Source organism: Stappia sp. BW2, from assembly GCF_008107695.1.
GTDB lineage: Bacteria > Pseudomonadota > Alphaproteobacteria > Rhizobiales > Stappiaceae > Roseibium.
Genome location: NZ_VIRG01000066.1, coordinates 1,146,538 through 1,164,775, shown reverse-complemented (window position 1 = coordinate 1,164,775; position 18,238 = coordinate 1,146,538). Strand labels below are relative to the sequence as shown.

Here is an 18,238-nt window from a genome sequence, read left to right as displayed (position 1 = left end):
CTGCTCAGCCTGCGGCATGGGCGGCGTCCCATTCACGCAGGGCAGCTGCATCGCGCAGGGTCACGTCCGGATAGTCCGGATCGGAGCCGACTTCCGGCAGCACCTTCCAGGAACGGGCGCATTTTGTGCCATCGGCAAGACCGGGCACAACGGCAACACCCTTGGTGTCGCTCAGCGTGAAAGCGCCTTCCGGTGCCGGTTCGCTGCTGAGCGTCAACTGGCTGGTGATGGCGATGTCTGCCATGTCCTTGCCCTGGATCGCGTCCATCAGCTCCGGGTCGGTTACATGCACAACCGGGTGAGCTTCCAGGGACGAACCGATCCGCTTCTCACGGCGCTCGATTTCCAGCGCGCCAGTGATCACGCGGCGCACCGTCTTGATCTTCGCCCATTTGGCTGCCAGCGCATCGTCCTGCCACTCGGCCGGAATGTCAGGAAACTGCTGCAGGTGAACGCAGGTTTCTTCGCCGTGGCGGGACGTCCAGCTCTCGTCCATGGTGAAAGGCATCATCGGTGCCAGCCAGGTGACCAGGCAATCGAACAGCTTGTCGATCACGAAGAGAGAGGCCTTGCGGCGTACGGAGGAGGCCGCGTCGCAATAAAGCGCATCCTTGCGGATGTCGAAATAGAAGGCCGAAAGTTCCACCGTCATGAACGTGAACAACTGGTGGAAGACCTTCTTGTAGTCGAACTCCCAGTAGGCTTCGCGGATCATCTTGTCGAGTTCGTACAGCCTGTGCAGCATCAGCCGCTCCAGCTCCGGCATATCGGCCGCGGCAACTTCTTCGCCGGTGGCGTGGGCAAGGGACCCCAGCATCCAGCGCAGCGTGTTGCGCAGCTTGCGGTAGCTGTCGACACTGGTCTTGATGATCTCCGGCCCCAGGCGCTGGTCTTCCCAATAATCGGTGGAAGCCACCCACAGGCGCAGGATGTCGGCGCCATACTGCTTGATGACGTCCTGCGGGAACACCTGGTTGCCGAGGGACTTCGACATCTTGCGGCCGTCTTCGGCCATGGTGAAGCCATGGGTCAGAACGGCGTCATAGGGCGCATGGCCGCGTGTGCCACAGCTTTCCAGCAGCGAGGAATGGAACCAGCCGCGATGCTGGTCGGAGCCTTCCAGATAAAGGACGTAATCCTGGCCGCCATCGGTCTTGCGCTTGGGCGCAAGGTCTTCACGCTGTTCCAGCACGAAGGCATGGGTGGAACCACTGTCGAACCAGACATCCAGAATGTCCGTGACCATGTCCCACTCGTCGGCCTTATAGTCGTTGCCCAGGAAACGCTGCTTGGCATCGTCCGCGAACCAGGCGTCGGCACCTTCCGATACAAAGGCATCGTAGATGCGTTTGTTGACGGTTTCGTCCTTCAGCACTTCCGCGCTGTCCTTGTGGATGAAGACGGTGATCGGAACACCCCAGGCGCGTTGGCGCGAGAGCACCCAGTCCGGCCGGTTTTCGATCATCGACCGCAGACGCTTCTGACCGGCACCCGGCACGAAGCGCGTCTCGTCGATGGCGGTGAGCGCGCGCGTGCGCAGCGTGTCGCCTTCGACGGAAAGCTGCTTGTCCATATAGACGAACCATTGCGGCGTGTTGCGGAAGATCACCGGTTTCTTGGAGCGCCAGGAATGCGGATAGGAATGCTTCAACCGGCCGAGACCGATCAGGTTGCCGCTTTCCTTCAACTTCTCGATAACGGCCTTGTTGGCCTTGCCCTTTTCGCCCTTGTGCGTGATGACCTCGCAACCTTCGAAGCCCGGGGCTTCCTTGGTGTAGAAACCGTCATCGGCGACGGTGAACGGGATGGCGGTGTTGATGCCGCGCGCTTCCAGATCGGCTCGCTTGGTCATCCAGATTTCAAAGTCGTCCGTGCCGTGGCCCGGAGCGGTATGGACAAAGCCCGTACCCGCATCGTCGGTGACATGGTCGCCGTCCAGCAGCGGCACGTCGAAATCATATCCGCCGAGGTCGAGACCAGCCAGCGGATGGGCGCAGGTCAGCGTTTCCAGCTCGTCATTGCTGACGGCCCGTACCCGTGTGAAATCGGTGATGCGGGCATTCTTGAACACTTCACCGGCAAGCGCATCGGCCAGGAGCAGCTTGTCGCCCTTCTGGACCCAGTTGTCGTCCGGCAGCCCGTCCTGCGTGACCTCGTAAAGGCTGTAGTCGATACGGGAGGAATAGCTGATGGCGCGGTTGCCCGGGATGGTCCAGGGGGTGGTCGTCCAGATGACGACGGCTGCGTCGAGCAGTTCCTCGACGGCGGCCTCATCGCATCCACCAGCGCTTTCAATCGGGAATTTCACCCAGATCATGTCGGACTGGTAGTCCTGATACTCGATCTCGGCTTCGGCAAGCGCCGTCTTTTCGACAACCGACCACATCACCGGTTTGGAACCGCGATAAAGCTGGCCGGACGTGGCGAACTTCATCAGCTCCCGCGCGATGATGGCTTCGCTTTCGAAGCGCATCGTCAGGTAGGGATTGTCCCAGTCGCCCTCGATGCCGAGGCGCTTGAATTCCTTGCGCTGCACGTCGATCCAATGCTCGGCGAATTCCCGGCACTCACGGCGGAATTCGTTGATCGGCACCTCGTCCTTGTTCTTGCCCTTGGCGCGGTATTGTTCCTCGATCTTCCATTCGATCGGTAGGCCATGGCAGTCCCAGCCCGGCACGTAGTTGCTCTCGTATCCGGTCATCTGCATGGACCGGGTGACGATGTCTTTCAGCGTCTTGTTGAGTGCGTGGCCGATGTGGATGTTGCCATTGGCATAGGGAGGCCCGTCATGCAGCACGAACTTCTTGCGGCCCTTGCCCTGTTCGCGCAGCTTTTTATAGACGTCCATCTGTTCCCAGCGGGCCAGGATTTCCGGCTCCTTCTTGGGAAGTCCTGCACGCATCGGGAATTCGGTCTGCGGCAGGTTCAGCGTTTCGGAATAGTCGCGTTTGTCTGTCTCGGTCATCGTCACGTCGATCCGGTCGTTCGGGCCCTGGGCCCGCGTCATTTGTCAGGATGATTGCCGTCCCGTTTTCGGGCAGCAACATGAAATCAGGAAGTCCCGGTCCCTGGCGCCGCATTGCCGCGTCAGCCGAAGGCCGGGCAAGTAATTCGCGTAATCGCGGTCGTCGGTCTGGCGACGACTATGAGAGCCGTGTGTTGCATGGCAAGGGACATAGCAGCACTTCGGCGATGAATAAAGATGTTCCGGCAAATCCTGTGTTGTTTGTCTGCGCTCTACCGGTAGGACTGTCTGAAATTGGCTTCAGGTAACCGAATATGAATGTCTTTGCGGCATGGATAGGCCCGGATTGGGACGGGTGAGCGACGGACAGACCGGCAAGATGGCCAATGAAGCGAAACAGATGGCGATGGGATCGCCGGAAGCGGTGGAACAGGCGAGCCTCTGGTCCCGCGGGGTCGTGACCGGCGACTGGCTGAGCTGGGACAGGATCGGCTTTGCCTGTCTGTGTTCGGCCATCGGTTTTACGCTCGGTCTCCTTTGGATGCTGGTCGTGCCCAACAGTTTCGGTGCGCCCAATGGCACATTGCTGATGGATTACCTGAGCTTCTGGCTCGCGGGGGGGCAGGCCCTCAACGGTACGCCGGAGGTGGCTTACAGTCCCGCTGCGTTTTCCTCGCTCCAGCAGCAGTTCACCGGATCGGATACCGTCTTCGGTTTCTTCTATCCGCCCACTTTCCAGATGCTGCAGATGCCACTCGCGCTTCTGCCCTACAAGATTGCGTTTGCGGCCTTTATCGGGATCACCACAGGGCTTCTGTGCCTGGCTTGCCGCCTGATTGCGGGCAACTGGTTGCTGGCTGCCTGTCTGATCCTCGTTCCCGCCTGCGCCAACAATGCCTTTCATGGGCAGAACGCGGCTCTCACAGCAGCGCTTTACGGTTTCTTTCTTGTCGGGATCGAACGGCGGCAGATGCTTTGGGCAGGTGTTGCGCTGGGGCTGCTGACCATCAAGCCGCAACTCGGCATCCTGATTCCGCTGGCCCTTGTTGCCAGTTTCAACTGGCGCACGTTCCTCAGTGCCTCGGTCACAACGCTGGTGTTTGCGGCTCTCAGCGTCGTGGTGCTTGGCTTTGGCGTCTGGCAGGCCTTCTGGGTGCAGGCACCGGTTGCCTCGGCCATGATGGAGCTGGGCGGCGTGGAATGGGTCAAGATGATTTCGGTCTATGGCGCGAGCAGGGTGCTCGGGCTCGCCCACCTTCCGGCCATGATGCTTCAGGCGACCTTTGCCCTCGCCGCTGCCATCTGCGTGTGGCGCGTCTGGCGCCGGACGGAGGCTATGGCCGTGCGGGCCCCGGTCCTGGTCGGCGGCACCTTGCTGGTAACGCCCTTCGCCCTTTCCTATGACCTGACGCTGATCATCATTCCCTGCGCTTTCCTGATCCGCGAGGGGCTCAGAAACGGTTTTCTGCCCTACGAGAAAATCGCGCTTTTCATGGTCATCGGCCTGTCGGCTTCCACCAGCCCGTTTGCGATCTGGCTTGGCCTGCCGATTGCGCCCGTCCTGCCGGTAATTCTTGTCTGGCTGGGCCTGCGCAGGCTGCAATCGGTTACCGCCGGTGCTGAACAAGGCGCACCCAAAGGTGCGGTTGCCCAGTCACTTTGACGCCATCTGTCTCAGCTTGCGCTCCCGGTGGGTGATGTAGAGCCCGCTCATGATGATGAGAGCAATCCCGAGCCAGGTCGGTCCATCCGGGAAATTGGCAAACACCAGATAGCCTAACAGGGTCGCACTGACGATCTCGATATATTGCAGCGGTGCCAGCAGGCTGGCGTTGCCGCGTTGAAACGCGGAAACGACGAGGCCGTGGCCGGCAAAGGAAATCAGACCGATCAACGCCAGCAGGCTGGACTGGGGCACATCCGGCATCACGAATTCCGTACCTTCGATGCCCGTCAGATTTCCGATCAGAAGCCCGATGCCGAGCAGCACCGAGCCGGACAGACCGGCGCTGAACTGGATGGTCAAGAGATCGTCGCGAACGGGGTAGAGCCTGTTAAGCAGCAGGTAGAAGGAAAACAGAACGGCGGTCACCACCGGCAGCAGGCTGAAAAGACCGACTTCGGCCAGTGTCGGCCGCAGCACGATGATGGCGCCCAACAGACCAACGAGAATGGCGCCAATCCGGCGCGGGCCAACCTGTTCCTTCAAGAGCACAGCCGCAAGGATGGTGAGCACCATCGGCTCGATGAAGAAGATTGAGATCGCGGTCGCTACCGACATGTATTTGACGGCGGTAAAGAAACACAGGGACGCGGTGCCCAGAAAGATACCGCGCAAATAGTTCACCACCGGCTGTTTGCCCCTGAGCTGAAGGAGCCGGCCGGTCAACAGTGCGATTGCGAGGCTGAACAGGAACTGGAAGAAGAAGCGGCCGAAGGTGATTTCAAGCGGCGGCAGGTCCGCTGACAGATATTTGGCGGTAATATCCATGACCGGCAGCAGCAGCATGGCCGACGTCATCAGCAAAATCGCCGTCAGCGGGTTCTGCTCGACGCCCTCTGTCTGTGAAGAACTGGATTGACGCTTCATCGTGCTGCAACCTCCGGAGCGTCTTCACCAAAGAAAACCGCACAAACTGGGATATCGCCGCCTATCCGACGATCAGACGACCGCATTGGACATCGGCTGGCAACAAGGAAAGGGCCGGACAAAGACCCAAGGGTGTGGACCCTCGTGTTGAGTGCCGCAGCATCAATCTCCGGTCCGACCGACTTCCTTGTGAAGTCGAACACCGCTCGGGGCAAGCCGGGAAAAGGCTGAACCGTCAGAATCGAGAAAATAATTGGCGGCGGTTCAGGCGGAAAGGTCGAGCAGCTTCATGTCGAGTTCGGACAGCGGCTGCAGCGAGCCCAATGCGGCGCGGGCTTCTTCGCTGTCCCGGTCCATCTGGGCGACCAAGGCCTCAACCGTATCGAACTTTTCCTCGCCTCGCAGATAGGACACCAGGTGAACACGCAGCGTCTTGCCGTAGAGATCGCCGGTAAAATCGAACAGGAACACTTCAAACAGAGCAGCACCGTTGTCGAAGGTCGGGCGGCGCCCGTAACTGGCAACACCGTCATGCCAGGCGCCATCGACACGGACCTTGACCGCGTAGATGCCCTGTTTCAACGGGCAATCCTCGACCAGGCTCATATTGGCTGTCGGGTAGCCGAGGTCGCGGCCCCGCTTGTCCCCATGGCGCACGTCCGCGTCGAAGAACCAGCGGTAGCCCAAAAGGCCGTTCGCCTGCGCAACATCCCCCCGCGACAGACTTTCGCGGATCCGGGTGGAGGAAATGATCTCGGCGCCTTCGTCGTCCTGCTGCTGCACGATTGTCACGCCGAAACCGTGATTGGCACCGGCAGAGCGCAGATAGTCCGGCGTGCCCTGGCGGGCCCGGCCGAAGTGGAAGTCATATCCGGTGACCGCATGGGAGATGCCGAGCGTATCGATCAGGATATCCTGAACGAAGGCGTTGGCCTCGATGCCCGCGAATTCCTTGGTGAAGGGCAGGATAAGCGCGCCGTCGAGCCCGCACAGGCGCAGCAAGTCAAGTTTCTGCTGCGGCGGTGTCAGACGAAAGACGGGTTTGGACGGATTGAAAACCGTCCTCGGGTGCGGCTCGAAGCTCATGGCATAGACAGGATGATGTGTCCCGTGACCGAGGCCGAGAGCGGCCTCCAGAACAGCCCGGTGCCCCCTGTGAACGCCATCGAAGTTGCCAATGGCCACGATGCCGCCTTTCAGGGCCGCCGGAAAGGCATCCAGATTTTCGATAATCGGAAAGCTGGAAGGATCTTTGGAGCTCATGCGGCAAACTTTCGCGCAAGGATGACGGCAGAACGGACCGTGGTGCCGGCCAGTTTTGCAGGAACATGCCAGCAAACCCCGGAGAAGGTCCTGCCGACTTTGGCGTGGAACCTGCCGTCAAGCAAAGCAAAGGTCAAGATGGGTATGTGCTGAAGACCAGGGAGTTGACCTTCGCATGAAGACGAAATGGCATTTCCCATGTCCTTCGGAGTTGACCGGATTGGCCCTCTTCAGGGGTGCGAAAGCTTGAAAATGAGTCGCATTTCCTGTGCGTCCCCCTTGAGGACGACCAATCCACCTCAAACCAGTCAATCTTCGTTCATTGGTTCACACCCACGCCTTTGTGGACGCTGTCCGTTAAAGACCTGATTGGTCCTCGTCACGGCTTGGAACCTTCACCAGCGCTTCCCCCTCAAGGACGACGTTGCCTTCGACACTGCAGATGCACGACAACCGGGCCCGATTGCCTCGCTCCATCAGTTCCTCGACGGTAACCGTCACCTTGACGTCGTCGCCTATCCTGACCGGGGCCTTGAAGTTGAGCGTCTGCGAAAGATAGATAGCGCCGGGGCCGGGCAGCCGGGTTCCGAGCACGGCCGAAATCAGGCTGGCCGTATAGAGGCCATGGGCGATTCTCGTCTTGAAAGGCGTACGGGCCGCAAAATGTTCGGACAGATGAATAGGGTTTCGGTCGCCGGATACTTCCGCAAAGCCCACTACGTCCGAAGAACTGACGTGCTTTACAAGTTGTTCACTCATACCCACCGAAAGATCTTCGAAGCAGAGTTTTTGCAGTTCCAACATCACGGTTTCCGCCCTTTTTTTGCTTGATTGAGAGTAGGCGGACGCTAGGCGGTGCAAGGTTTTCTGGCAATTGTGCTTTGGGCGAAGAAAAAAAAGTCCGCTATTAACGGTCTTTTCAGGGGCGGCCCGTAGATTGTGTTGAGTGTGGGGAGGTGAGGACACAATAATGTGTCGCTCTCCTTCGAAGTCATAACGCGTTTCCACCGGCCCACGGCCAGGGGCCGCGCAAATTGACAGTATGGAGTAGACAATGGCCCTTGATCTTCAGATGCCGGTCCTCGTGGTCGATGACTACAAAACGATGATTCGCATCATTCGGAACCTGCTCAAGCAACTTGGTTTCGAAGACATCGACGATGCTGCGGACGGCACCGAAGCTTTGGAAAAAATGAAACAGCGCCGCTATGGCCTGGTGATTTCCGACTGGAATATGGAGCCGATGACTGGTTACGAACTGCTCAAGCAGGTTCGTGCCGACGGCAGCCTCAGCAAAACACCGTTCATCATGGTGACTGCTGAATCCAAGACGGAAAACGTGATCGCCGCCAAAAAGGCCGGCGTGAACAACTACATCGTGAAGCCCTTCAATGCTCAGACATTGAAAGGCAAGATCGAGGCAGTCTTCTCCGACTAATTTCTTGCACATGGCGGGGGACAAGCCCTGGGGCGCTCCCCCGCCAGTGCCGGACGGATGCACATGATCGGCGCGGTCTTGCTGGGCAGGCAGGCCGGGTTTGTTCTGGCGCACCCGAGAAGTAATAGCGGTTCCTTAGTACTTCGGTTCTGCGCTTCGGAGGATGCTCCCAATTGGAAAGGCTCGACCTAGTGGCTAGCATGAAACAAGAAAACATTGCCCGAGTCATAGACTTCCTTGAGGAAAACAAGAACAGGGAAGGTGAAGTTTCTCTGACAGACGTAATGCATCTTGCAGAGGTCATGTCAGGTTCGATGCATGATTTCCTGTCGACGGTCCAACCGGCCATCACCGAGGAACTGACTACGATTGCCAGAGAAATCAGGCGCATGAAGGATGAAATATCCCAATTGCGTGCCAATGACATGACAGGCAGCAAGATCCCCGACGCCGGACGGGAACTGGATGCCATTGTGGAGGCGACTGAAAAAGCCACCAACACAATCATGGAAGCGGCTGAAGACATCATGGGGGCTGATGCCAGCGACCACGATGCCTACCAGGAACTGGTCAGCAACAAGATGATCAGCATCTTCGAGGCCTGCACCTTCCAGGACATCACCGGCCAGAGAATTTCCAAGGTGGTTGAAACGCTGCGATACATCGACGAGCGCGTCACCTCCTTCATCGAGCAACTGCGCATTCCGGAAGATCTGGATGCGAACGTGGTCGAATCCGAGGCGGAGCGTCGCAAGCGCGAACTGATCCTTCACGGTCCGCAGCATTCCGGCGAAGGCGTGTCGCAGGACGACATCGATGCCCTGCTGGGCGGCGCCCAGGCGGATATCGACAAGCTGTTCGACTGATCAGACATCGCCGCTCAAGCTTTGAAAGGCTCCCGTTTCGGGAGCCTTTTTGCTATCTGAAGCGCTTTTCGTTTGGTGCCGAGCGGCATGCGAATTCTCGCCCACCCGAGCGCTCACCCCGGCTCCTGGCCCGATTGGCCAAAACGTCCGAATGCCTGCAGGCTGTCAGGCGTGTCCAGTCCGGGCAACTGGTCAGCGCATTACCACCAGAGGCGCGGCAAGGCAGCGCGTGCGCGCAGGCCTTCTTCAGCAAGGCGGCGACGAATCAGGTGTTCGTCCGGGGCATCACTGGGGCCGAAGTCGGAGGCATGAATGCCGGCGGTGATGAACAGCACGTCGAGATCCTGTGACACTGCGCCACGGATGTCGGTCGGCAGACCGTCGCCAATGGCCAGAACATCTTCCTTGGCAACCTCTTCACCGGCAAGCTTTGCAAGACGTTGCATCGCCGCATCGTAGATCGGCGCATGCGGCTTGCCGAGAATGGAGACTTCGCCACCCAGATCTTCATAAAGGCGAGCAAGGGCACCTGCGCACCAGATCAGGCGATCGCCGCGTTCCACCACGATGTCGGGGTTGGCACAGATCATCGGCAGGCCGCGGTCGGCCAGCTTCTGCAGACGCTCGCGGTAATCGTCCGGGGTTTCGACCTCATCGTTTTCCAGACCGGTGCAGCTGATGCCTTCCGCTTCCGCGTCATTCACCGTGAAGGTGGCTTCAAGTCCGTGATACAGCGGCTGGTCCCGGTTCGGGCCGATGTGCAGAAGGGTCTTCGTTCCCTGAGCCACCAGAACGTCCCGGGTCACGTCGCCGGAGGTGACGATGTCGTCATAGGTGCCGTCCGGCACGCCGAGACCTGCCAGCATCTCGCCGACCTGTTTGGCCGGGCGTGGTGCATTGGTGATCAGCACCACCTTGCCGCCCGCTTCCTCGCGGAAGGCCCTCAGGGCTTTGTGAGCTTCTTCAAAAGCCGATACACCATTGTGCAGCACGCCCCAGACATCGCACAGGATGCCCTTGTAGGACGGGGCGAGGGTGCGGAGCCCCTCAACAAGAAGCGGTGCAGAAACTGTCATGGCGGGTCACTCGGATCTGGGTAGGTCTGATAAGCTTTGCTCAAGAATCGACGCAAACTCGGCGCGGACCATATAGGAACATGACACAGTGCGAAACCGAGTAGAGGGAGTTTCATGAAGGTCAGGCAACTTGGCGAACAGGTGATCAACCAGATTGCAGCCGGCGAGGTGATCGAACGACCCGCCAGCGTCATCAAGGAGTTGGTTGAAAACGCTGTCGATGCCGGGGCGAAACAGGTGGAGATCGTCACGGCGGCCGGTGGCAAGACCCTCATGCGTGTCGCCGATGACGGCGACGGCATGCGCCGGGAAGATCTGCAGCTTGCCATCCGTCGTCACTGCACTTCCAAGATTTCCGATGACGACCTGTTCGATATCCGTACGCTCGGGTTTCGCGGTGAAGCGCTGCCGTCCATCGGCTCCGTCGCCCGGCTGGCGATCCAGACCCGCCACAAGGACGAGGATCATGCCTGGGCCATCGCCGTCGAAGGCGGGCGGGAACAGCCGCTTGTGCCGGCGGCCCGTACCAAAGGTACGCAGGTCGAGGTGCGCGATCTCTTCTTCGCAACACCCGCCCGATTGAAATTCCTGAAATCCGACCGCGCCGAAGCGGCCGCCATCACGGAAATCGTCAAGCGGATCGCGCTTGCCTATCCGGAAATCGGCTTTTCTCTCGGCGGTGCCGACCGGCAGTCCCAGAGCTGGCCTGCCGCGCGCGGCGGCGAACCGCATCTGGCGCGGATCGCGCAAATCCTTGGCCAGGACTTTGTCGACAATGCCATGGAGATCGACGCCGGCCGGGAAGGGGTCCGCCTCACCGGCTTTGCAGGCCTGCCGACACACCATCGCGGCAATGCCCAGCACCAGTTCTTTTTCGTCAATGGCCGCCCGGTGAAGGACAAGCTGCTGCTGTCCGGTTTGCGCGGTGCCTATGCGGACGTCCTTGCCCGCGACCGGCATCCGGTCGTCGTTCTGTTCATCGAACTCGACCCGGCGCTGGTGGATGTCAACGTGCATCCGGCCAAGGCCGACGTGCGCTTTCGTGACAGCCAGCTTGTGCGCGGACTTCTGGTTGGGGCCATCAAGCATGCGCTGGTTCAGTCCGGCCACCGGTCATCGACATCCAATGCGGCTGTTGCACTGGATGCCATCAGGGCGCAATCGGCCGGGTTCGCGCAACCGGGCTATACGCCGTCCGCCCCGGTGGGGTCCGGCGGCTACAGCGGCGGTTCCTTTGCCCGAACCTCCGCGGCGCCTCACTGGGCACCGGAAGCTTTTCGCCCGCTCCAGATGGACGGGGCCCCGGCAACAGGCTTTGCCGAAGCTCCGCAGCCGGCCTTCGAACGGCAGAACGGCTTTGCCGACTTTGCCGCGCCATCTGCCGATGCCCGCGCGAATGACGTTCCGGTCGAGACTGAAAAGACCCGCCTGCCGCTGGGCGCCGCCCGAGCGCAGGTTCACGAGACCTACATCATCGCCCAGACCGAGGACGGCGTCGTCATCGTTGACCAGCACGCTGCGCACGAGCGGCTTGTCTACGAACGATTGAAGGAAGCGCTGGCAAAGAAGGACGTTGCCCGCCAGATCCTGCTGATTCCCGAGATCGTCGAGCTTCCGGAAGAAGATGCCATCCGGCTTGCCGATCGCGCGGAAGATCTTGAAAAGGTCGGCCTGTCGCTGGAGGCCTTCGGTCCAGGCGCCATCGCCGTGCGCGAAACACCGGCAATCCTGGGTGACATGGACATCCAGGGCATGGTCCGCAATCTGGCCGACGAACTTGCCGAATGGGATACGGCCGAAGGCCTGAAGGAAAAGCTGGACCATGTTGCCGCGACGATGGCGTGCCACGGTTCCGTCCGGGCGGGCAGGCGCATGCGCCCGGAAGAAATGGATGCACTGTTGCGCGATATGGAAGCAACGCCGCTCTCCGGCCAGTGCAATCACGGCCGGCCAACCTGGGTGGAGCTGAAACTCGGCGATATCGAAAAGCTGTTCGGCCGCAAATAACCCGGCACCCTGATCGGCCTTCCGTTGCGGTGCGTAGACACCGCAGCGATGGGAGACAGTCATATGACGGAAACCAGCTCAGGCGGCGCGGGCGAGGCGATGAACAAGACCGGCAGGCCAGGGCGCTTGCTTTGGAAGGCCCTGTTGCGCGTGGCCGTCATTGTCGGCATCGCCTACGCCATGGCTGCCGGTTACATGTATTTCAATCAGCGCAGTTTCATCTTCATTCCAAGTGGTGAATTGAGCACGCCGGAGGAAAAAGGGCTTTCGGGTGTTTCCGTCGAAACGGTTTCCATGTCCGATGGCACCAACGTGACTGTCTGGCGCGCGGAACCTTCTGCCAGGGGCGCTCCGACGGTGCTCTATTTTCAGGGCAATGCAGCCAATGTGTCTTCCCGCTGGAAGCGCTTCAAACAGATTCTGGACAGTGGCTTCGGCCTTTATGCGCCAAGTTACCGGGGGTATCCCGGCAGCGAAGGCAGTCCATCGGAACAGGCGCTGATTTCGGACGGGCTGGAACATTTCGACCGGCTGGCGGGATCGGGAACGCCGCTTATCATCCACGGAGAAAGCCTTGGCTCGGGTGTTGCAGCGGCGGTTGCCGCAGAACGTCCGCAAACAGATCTCGTGGTGCTGGAAGCGCCCTATACGGCGCTGATCGACATGGCCACGAAGCGCTATCCCTGGTTGCCCGTCGGGCTCCTGATGAAGGATCCGATGCCGACGCGGGACCGCATCGGCAGGATTGCTGCCCCGGTTCTGATCGTGCACGGAACGGAAGACAGTCTCATTCCGGTGGAGCACGGCAGGCGGCTTTTTGAATTCGCGAACAACCCGAAGCAGCTTGTGATCGTCGAAGGCGGCGGTCACAGCACTCTGTGGTCAAACGGACTTTGGAACACCGTTCTTTCTGCCTGGGCACAGCGGCAGGAATGAAAGCGTCTGATATGGAAGTGCCAGAGCTCTAAAAGCAGAAAACCCCGGGTAAGGACCCGGGGTTTTTGTTTGTCTGATTGCCGGCTTTTAAAACGTGCGTTGCAGACGGAACGTGCCGTAAAGCTCGTAAGTATCATCGAGGCCGGAGGAGCGGCTGTAGTCGAGGTCGCGATACTGGAGCTCCGGCCCCATCAGGAAGCCGGAAACAGGTTCCCAGACCACGTTGGCAGTCGCGTCCCACTGGGTGAAGTCATAGGCGCTGGTGCCGCCGTCGACATCATGATAGCCGCCTTCGACATTCACCTGGACGGTGTCGGTCACGCCGAGCGTTACGCCGCCGAAGATGTTCAGCGTCCTGGTGGTCTCCGTGCTGCTGCCGTTCCACACCGCGTCGGTGATGCGGCTGTTCCAGCCCGTGGACCCGAAGCCGCTGGCGCCATCGGTATAGACCGCCTGCAGGGAAACGGCACCGCCCTTGGCAAAGCCGCCGAAGTTGACGGTTACGCCAGCGCCCGCAGCCCAGCCGAGTTCATCTTCGGTCCGGCCAGCAAGGCCGTTGTATGTGGCGTTCGGATAAACCTGGTGCAGGGCACCCATGATCTGCGCCTGGCCCCAGCCCTGGTTCACGCCGAGAGCCGCGACGAAGTCGGGTGCGCGGGTGCCGCCATAGGTCTGGTTGGTGCCGTTGATTGCAATGTTCTGTTCGCGGCCCGACCGGTCTTCCAGTGCAAGCGTTGCATTGAAGCCGTTGCCGAATGCCATGGTGTAGGCGATCTGGTCGACCTTGCGGTCGGAATAGCTTTCGATCTGGGCGTTGAAGGCATAACCGGTGAAGAAGTCGAAATTCGACCCGTTGCGGCCGGCCAGCAAGCCGCCCCACTGGATATACGCCTTGTCCAGCGTGGCTGCGTTCGAGCCGTTGGTCAGCGTGATATAGGATTCGATATAGGCGCGCAGGGTTCCGAATTCGGTGGCGGTGCGTGCATCAAGGTAGAGATAGCCGCGTGAGCGCCACTGGTAGCCGTCGGTGTCCCGGTCGCCCCAGGCATTTTCCGCCTTGCCGAAGTTGCGGACGCGGAACTCGGTCCGCACACGGCTCCCGACGCGCAGGCACGTTTCGGTGCCGGGAATATAGTAGAAGCGAGCGCCATAAGCGTCACAGATCCGGACGTAATCGACAGGTTCCGGAGCCACCGGCAGGTCTGCGGAAAGGGCCGGGCTTGCAGCCAGAAAAAGTCCGGCGATTGCTCCGAGAACAGTATTTCGAGTCATGTGATGCTCCGATGAAGTGCGCAAATGCCCTGCGAACAATATGCTGTTCCTAGAAGAAACTTTCAGCTTCGCGAAGTAACGAAACCCGCCTCTGTGCGTGTTTGGTGGTCGCTGTTGCTATTGGGCAACGTGCAATCCGGTCAAATTGCACGAGAAACGAGCTATGAGGCGACACCCTGGCGTTTCGCCTGGAAGAAGGCTTTCAGCAGCCCGGCCGCCCGCGTCTCGCCGATGCCGGAATAAACGTCCGGTGCATGATGGCAGGTAGGTTGGCAAAAGAATCGGGTGCCGTGATCGACAGCTCCGCCCTTTTCATCACCTGCGCCGTAATAAAGCCGGCGGATCCGCGCAAAGGAAATCGCCCCCGCGCACATGGGGCAGGGTTCGAGCGTCACATAAAGATCGCAGTCCGGCAGGCGTTGAGAGCCCGCCAATGCACACGCGGTGCGGATCACCAGCACTTCCGCGTGGGCCGTCGGATCGTTCAACTCAAGTGTCCGGTTCCCGTCCCGGGCAATCACGTGTCCACCGCGAACCAGCACTGCACCGACAGGCACTTCCCCCCGATCCGCCGCCTTACCAGCTTCTTCAAGCGCGAGATCCATGAAAGATGTCTGATTGGTGAAAGCTGTGGGCATCGGGCTGGATGGGTTGGAGCGCAGGAGTGCAGACTGCCTTGATCTGAAGGCCGCTGATAGGTCCTGTTTACCCGCAAATGCCGTGGCCGTCAGCCCCGACGATGGCCTTTGCAGGCAGCAAAAGGCTCCGCCATGCGTGCGGAACACGGTGCCTCTGCGGTTTTTGCAGAAAACAAGCGATTCCCGAAAGGCTCAAGCTCTGCTATGACGCGCGCATGACGACAAAAAAATTCTCTTCCGAGCGCCCGGGTCCCGCAAAAGGCCGGGGACGCGACAAGCGTGCACCGGAAAAACGCCGGGCTGCACCGAACGACAAATCGAAAGCCGGCCCCAAGAAGGGCGGCTTCGAAAAACGGGCGCCGAAACCGGCGACTGCACCGCTGGCAGGCGAAGCCAATGACCGGGGCGAGCGCATTGCCAAGGTGATGGCGCGTGTCGGCCTGTGTTCCCGCCGCGAAGCGGAAGTATGGATCGAAAACGGCCGGGTTGAGCTCAACGGTAAACTGTTGACCACGCCCGCCGTCACGGTCACACCCAACGACAAGGTAGTGGTTGACGGCGAACCGCTGCCGATGCGTGAGCGCACGCGGCTCTGGCTCTACCACAAGCCGCGCGGTCTGGTGACCACCAACAAGGATCCGGAAGGCCGTCCGACCGTTTTCGAACGCCTGCCCGATGACCTGCCGCGTGTCCTGACCGTGGGACGGCTCGACATCAACACTGAAGGCTTGCTGCTCCTGACCAACGATGGCGGACTGGCGCGCGTTCTGGAATTGCCGGCCACCGGCTGGTTGCGCCGTTACCGCGTACGCGCCTTCGGCAAGGTGACCCAGCCGGATCTCGACACTCTGAAGGACGGCATTGCGATTGAAGGCGTGCTCTACGGCGCCATCGAGGCAACGCTCGACAAGGAGCAGGGCAACAACGTCTGGATGACGGTGGGGCTGCGCGAAGGCAAGAACCGTGAGGTCAAACGGGTTCTGGAGCATCTGGGCCTTGCCGTGAACCGGCTGATCCGTTTGTCCTATGGCCCCTTCCAGTTGATGGATCTTCCGGAAGGGGACGTCCGCGAAATTCGTGGCCGCGTTCTGCGTGACCAGTTGGGCGATGCCTTGGCCGAGGAAGCCGGCGCCGATTTCGACGCTCCGATCTTTCATGCTCCCAAGCCTGAAGCCGAAAAGAAGCCTGCAGGCGCGAAGCGCGGCGGCGGCAGGGAAGGCGGTGGCCGGGATGGCGGCCGTGACCGTGGCGCCCGAGATGGTGGCAACCGAGACGGAGCTGGCCGAGACGGTGGTGGCCGGGAGGGTGGCCGACGCGAGGCCAGCCAGGGCCGCTGGATGACGGCGCGCGAAGGCCGCAGCGAAACCGACCGCAAGCGGGCAGCCAAGAACGAACGCAACGAACAGCGGGAAGATCGCAAGAAGGCATCCGGCCAGGGACCGCGAAAGAATTCCGGGCCGCGCCAGGAAAAAGTAAAAGTCTCGCCGCGTTCCCGTTTCCGTCTGACCTCCGAGCCGAAACCGCGCAAGGATTTCAGTGAAGATCGGTTTTCCCCGCTCCCGCGCCGCATCTGGGGTGAGGAAGGCAAGGTGGAAGACAAGCAGCAGGAAAGCCGGTCCAACCGTGACAAGGACGAACGGCGCGGACCTCCCAAGGGTGGCCGTCCGCCGAGGCGCGGAGACCGGTCTTGAGAATAGTTGCCGGGCGTTTCAAGGGAACGGCCCTTGCCGCGCCGAAATCGCACGACACCCGCCCGACCAGTGACCGGCTTCGGGAAACCATTTTCAACATCCTGGCACATGGCCTGGATGTTGATCTTGAGGGCGCAAGAGTGCTGGATCTTTTTGCCGGAACCGGCGCGCTGGGCTTTGAAGCGATCAGTCGGGGCGCGCGTCACTGCACCTTCATCGAAGAGGGGACAGAGGCACGCGGCATCATTCGCCGGAACATGGAAGCTCTCGGTCTCAATGGTGCCGCCAAGATCTTTCGGCGCGATGCCACACGGCTCGGCAGCGCCGGCACTATTGAACCTTTCGACCTGGTTTTCGCCGATCCGCCTTACGACAAGAAACTGGGCGAAAAAGCCCTGGCCTCTGCCGCCGGGGGAGGCTGGCTGAAGCCAGGGGGCTTGTGTGTCCTGGAAGAAAGGTCTTCGGCCCAGGTCGACATTCCGGAAGGCTTTGAAGAACTCGACCGCCGCCAGGCGGGCGACAGCCAGGTCCTGTTCCTCAGGTTTGAAGCCTGAAGCCTGAAGCCTCTTTCGGTCTGCTATCAGAGCTTTTGTCTGGCGTCCGAATGCCTTCAGGAAGCTATCTGGCGCGTCAAGAACCACCCGGCATCATGATGTAGGCGGTTTTCCGTGTGGGCAGGCTGGACCGGCTGACAATCAGCGCGGGCGTTTTTGCTCGCACGATGTCGTACCCTGCCTCCTCGGCACGGCCGACGAAAGCCTGCAAGGCGCCGTGGAAATGAAAATGCATCGGGATGACCATTGCAGGACCGATGCTTTCCAGCACGTCCATCAGGCTTTCCAGCCGGAGCGTTGACGAATTGTCGATTGCCGCAAACACGACGTCGATCTGGCCAAGGCGTATCAGATCTTCCTGTGTCAGCCGATGATGCAGGTGGCCCAGATGAGCAATGCACATGTCGGCGACCTCGAAGATGAAAACCGAGTTGCCGAGCCGGCGCTCCGCCCCGTCCCAGCCGCGAATGTTGGTCTGAATGTTGCGGATGCGCACATCGCCAACCCGCACATCATGATCCAGCGGTCCGCCCTTCGGGTCCCAGCCGTAAAGCAGATGCTCGATGTTCGGGTCCGGGCTGACGGAGTAATGCGTGCTGTGGGCGCCGTTCATCGTTGCAACATCGGGTGGCAGCAGCGGACGGACGCTGTCGTTGTAATCGGTCGCGATCCGCACGCCCTTGGGCGTTTCGAGTTCGAATGTGGAGTGGCCGATATAGCGGATCTGTACTTCGTTGGCCTGCAACGACGCGCGCCATATCCGAACTTCATCCGGCCCCGGTGCTCTGAACGGCGCTTCGGCGACCAGTTGGCAGACCGCGAAGGCCTGTCCGGTCAACATCGCTGAAATCAGTATCCCGAACAGCAGGGGAACAATCCGGAAGAGCCCGCCCGCCTTCTGTCGCCGTCCGTGAAATGGGAAACTGAATATCGCCATATCGA

The 18,238-nt window shown here is 60.5% G+C and carries 15 protein-coding genes; 7 read left to right on the top strand and 8 right to left on the bottom strand.

The window, feature by feature from the left end:
* Positions 1-4 precede the first annotated feature (4 nt).
* A complete protein-coding gene (gene ileS, locus FMN63_RS16800) occupies positions 5-2,965 on the bottom strand; it encodes an isoleucine--tRNA ligase (RefSeq protein WP_148585622.1) in 2,961 nt (986 codons plus the stop codon).
* A 355-nt stretch (positions 2,966-3,320) separates the two neighbouring features.
* On the opposite strand from ileS, the gene FMN63_RS16795 reads away from it, so the two are divergent.
* Complete coding sequence (locus FMN63_RS16795) at positions 3,321-4,628, top strand: glycosyltransferase family 87 protein (RefSeq protein ID WP_162530057.1); 1,308 nt, start codon at positions 3,321-3,323, stop codon at positions 4,626-4,628.
* On the opposite strand, the gene FMN63_RS16790 is transcribed toward FMN63_RS16795, so the two are convergent.
* From FMN63_RS16790 to FMN63_RS16780, 3 genes are all read right to left on the bottom strand, one after another.
* The gene (locus FMN63_RS16790) at positions 4,620-5,555 is read right to left on the bottom strand and encodes a DMT family transporter (RefSeq protein WP_148585252.1); all 936 of its coding nucleotides are present in this window, start codon (positions 5,553-5,555) and stop codon (positions 4,620-4,622) included. The genes FMN63_RS16795 and FMN63_RS16790 overlap by 9 nt on opposite strands.
* Before the next feature lie 264 nt (positions 5,556-5,819).
* Positions 5,820-6,818: a bifunctional riboflavin kinase/FAD synthetase gene (locus FMN63_RS16785; protein ID WP_148585251.1), complete on the bottom strand. Its 999-nt coding sequence runs from the start codon at positions 6,816-6,818 to the stop codon at positions 5,820-5,822.
* Positions 6,819-7,175: 357 nt separating this feature from the next.
* A complete protein-coding gene (locus tag FMN63_RS16780; protein ID WP_498929547.1) occupies positions 7,176-7,622 on the bottom strand; it encodes a MaoC/PaaZ C-terminal domain-containing protein in 447 nt (148 codons plus the stop codon).
* A 250-nt stretch (positions 7,623-7,872) separates the two neighbouring features.
* On the opposite strand from FMN63_RS16780, the gene FMN63_RS16775 reads away from it, so the two are divergent.
* Together FMN63_RS16775 and FMN63_RS16770 are read left to right on the top strand one after the other, a co-directional pair.
* Positions 7,873-8,256 (top strand): response regulator, encoded by a 384-nt coding sequence (locus FMN63_RS16775; RefSeq protein WP_006935666.1) that lies wholly within the window; start codon positions 7,873-7,875, stop codon positions 8,254-8,256.
* Between the two features lie 200 nt (positions 8,257-8,456).
* Positions 8,457-9,122 (top strand): protein phosphatase CheZ, encoded by a 666-nt coding sequence (locus FMN63_RS16770; RefSeq protein WP_148585249.1) that lies wholly within the window; start codon positions 8,457-8,459, stop codon positions 9,120-9,122.
* A 200-nt stretch (positions 9,123-9,322) separates the two neighbouring features.
* On the opposite strand, the gene FMN63_RS16765 is transcribed toward FMN63_RS16770, so the two are convergent.
* The gene (locus FMN63_RS16765) at positions 9,323-10,198 is read right to left on the bottom strand and encodes a TIGR01459 family HAD-type hydrolase (RefSeq protein ID WP_148585248.1); all 876 of its coding nucleotides are present in this window, start codon (positions 10,196-10,198) and stop codon (positions 9,323-9,325) included.
* Positions 10,199-10,312: 114 nt separating this feature from the next.
* Here FMN63_RS16765 and mutL point away from each other — a divergent pair, with 114 nt between their 5' ends.
* Both mutL and FMN63_RS16755 read left to right on the top strand, forming a co-directional pair.
* A complete protein-coding gene (mutL, locus tag FMN63_RS16760) occupies positions 10,313-12,205 on the top strand; it encodes a DNA mismatch repair endonuclease MutL (RefSeq protein WP_148585247.1) in 1,893 nt (630 codons plus the stop codon).
* A 63-nt stretch (positions 12,206-12,268) separates the two neighbouring features.
* Positions 12,269-13,141, top strand: coding sequence for an alpha/beta hydrolase (locus FMN63_RS16755; RefSeq protein WP_209001152.1), 873 nt, complete (start codon positions 12,269-12,271; stop codon positions 13,139-13,141).
* Positions 13,142-13,228: 87 nt separating this feature from the next.
* Here the strand turns inward: FMN63_RS16755 and FMN63_RS16750 are convergent, their stop codons facing one another.
* Together FMN63_RS16750 and FMN63_RS16745 are read right to left on the bottom strand one after the other, a co-directional pair.
* Complete coding sequence (locus FMN63_RS16750) at positions 13,229-14,413, bottom strand: porin (protein ID WP_148585245.1); 1,185 nt, start codon at positions 14,411-14,413, stop codon at positions 13,229-13,231.
* A 161-nt stretch (positions 14,414-14,574) separates the two neighbouring features.
* Positions 14,575-15,051 (bottom strand): nucleoside deaminase, encoded by a 477-nt coding sequence (locus tag FMN63_RS16745; RefSeq protein ID WP_148585244.1) that lies wholly within the window; start codon positions 15,049-15,051, stop codon positions 14,575-14,577.
* A 215-nt stretch (positions 15,052-15,266) separates the two neighbouring features.
* Here FMN63_RS16745 and FMN63_RS16740 point away from each other — a divergent pair, with 215 nt between their 5' ends.
* Together FMN63_RS16740 and rsmD are read left to right on the top strand one after the other, a co-directional pair.
* The gene (locus tag FMN63_RS16740; protein WP_209001150.1) at positions 15,267-16,742 is read left to right on the top strand and encodes a pseudouridine synthase; all 1,476 of its coding nucleotides are present in this window, start codon (positions 15,267-15,269) and stop codon (positions 16,740-16,742) included.
* Positions 16,739-17,296: a 16S rRNA (guanine(966)-N(2))-methyltransferase RsmD gene (gene rsmD / locus FMN63_RS16735; protein ID WP_148585242.1), complete on the top strand. Its 558-nt coding sequence runs from the start codon at positions 16,739-16,741 to the stop codon at positions 17,294-17,296. Before FMN63_RS16740 ends, rsmD begins: the two co-directional genes overlap by 4 nt.
* Before the next feature lie 76 nt (positions 17,297-17,372).
* Here the strand turns inward: rsmD and FMN63_RS16730 are convergent, their stop codons facing one another.
* Positions 17,373-18,233 carry an MBL fold metallo-hydrolase gene (locus FMN63_RS16730; protein WP_209001149.1) on the bottom strand — a complete coding sequence of 287 codons (861 nt, stop codon included), beginning with the start codon at positions 18,231-18,233 and terminating at the stop codon, positions 17,373-17,375.
* Positions 18,234-18,238 lie beyond the last annotated feature (5 nt).

Bases quoted from the DNA above. Each gene is read 5' to 3' on its own strand.
- FMN63_RS16750 (WP_148585245.1), bottom strand. From the start codon at position 14,413: ATGACTCGAAATACTGTTCTCGGAGCAATCGCCGGACTTTTTCTGGCT.
- FMN63_RS16785 (WP_148585251.1), bottom strand. From the start codon at position 6,818: ATGAGCTCCAAAGATCCTTCCAGCTTTCCGATTATCGAAAATCTGGAT.
- FMN63_RS16770 (WP_148585249.1), top strand. From the start codon at position 8,457: ATGAAACAAGAAAACATTGCCCGAGTCATAGACTTCCTTGAGGAAAAC.
- FMN63_RS16730 (WP_209001149.1), bottom strand. From the start codon at position 18,233: ATGGCGATATTCAGTTTCCCATTTCACGGACGGCGACAGAAGGCGGGC.
- FMN63_RS16780 (WP_498929547.1), bottom strand. From the start codon at position 7,622: ATGTTGGAACTGCAAAAACTCTGCTTCGAAGATCTTTCGGTGGGTATG.
- FMN63_RS16790 (WP_148585252.1), bottom strand. From the start codon at position 5,555: ATGAAGCGTCAATCCAGTTCTTCACAGACAGAGGGCGTCGAGCAGAAC.
- FMN63_RS16755 (WP_209001152.1), top strand. From the start codon at position 12,269: ATGACGGAAACCAGCTCAGGCGGCGCGGGCGAGGCGATGAACAAGACC.
- FMN63_RS16765 (WP_148585248.1), bottom strand. From the start codon at position 10,198: ATGACAGTTTCTGCACCGCTTCTTGTTGAGGGGCTCCGCACCCTCGCC.
- FMN63_RS16740 (WP_209001150.1), top strand. From the start codon at position 15,267: ATGACGACAAAAAAATTCTCTTCCGAGCGCCCGGGTCCCGCAAAAGGC.
- ileS (WP_148585622.1), bottom strand. From the start codon at position 2,965: ATGACCGAGACAGACAAACGCGACTATTCCGAAACGCTGAACCTGCCG.
- FMN63_RS16745 (WP_148585244.1), bottom strand. From the start codon at position 15,051: ATGCCCACAGCTTTCACCAATCAGACATCTTTCATGGATCTCGCGCTT.
- FMN63_RS16775 (WP_006935666.1), top strand. From the start codon at position 7,873: ATGGCCCTTGATCTTCAGATGCCGGTCCTCGTGGTCGATGACTACAAA.
- mutL (WP_148585247.1), top strand. From the start codon at position 10,313: ATGAAGGTCAGGCAACTTGGCGAACAGGTGATCAACCAGATTGCAGCC.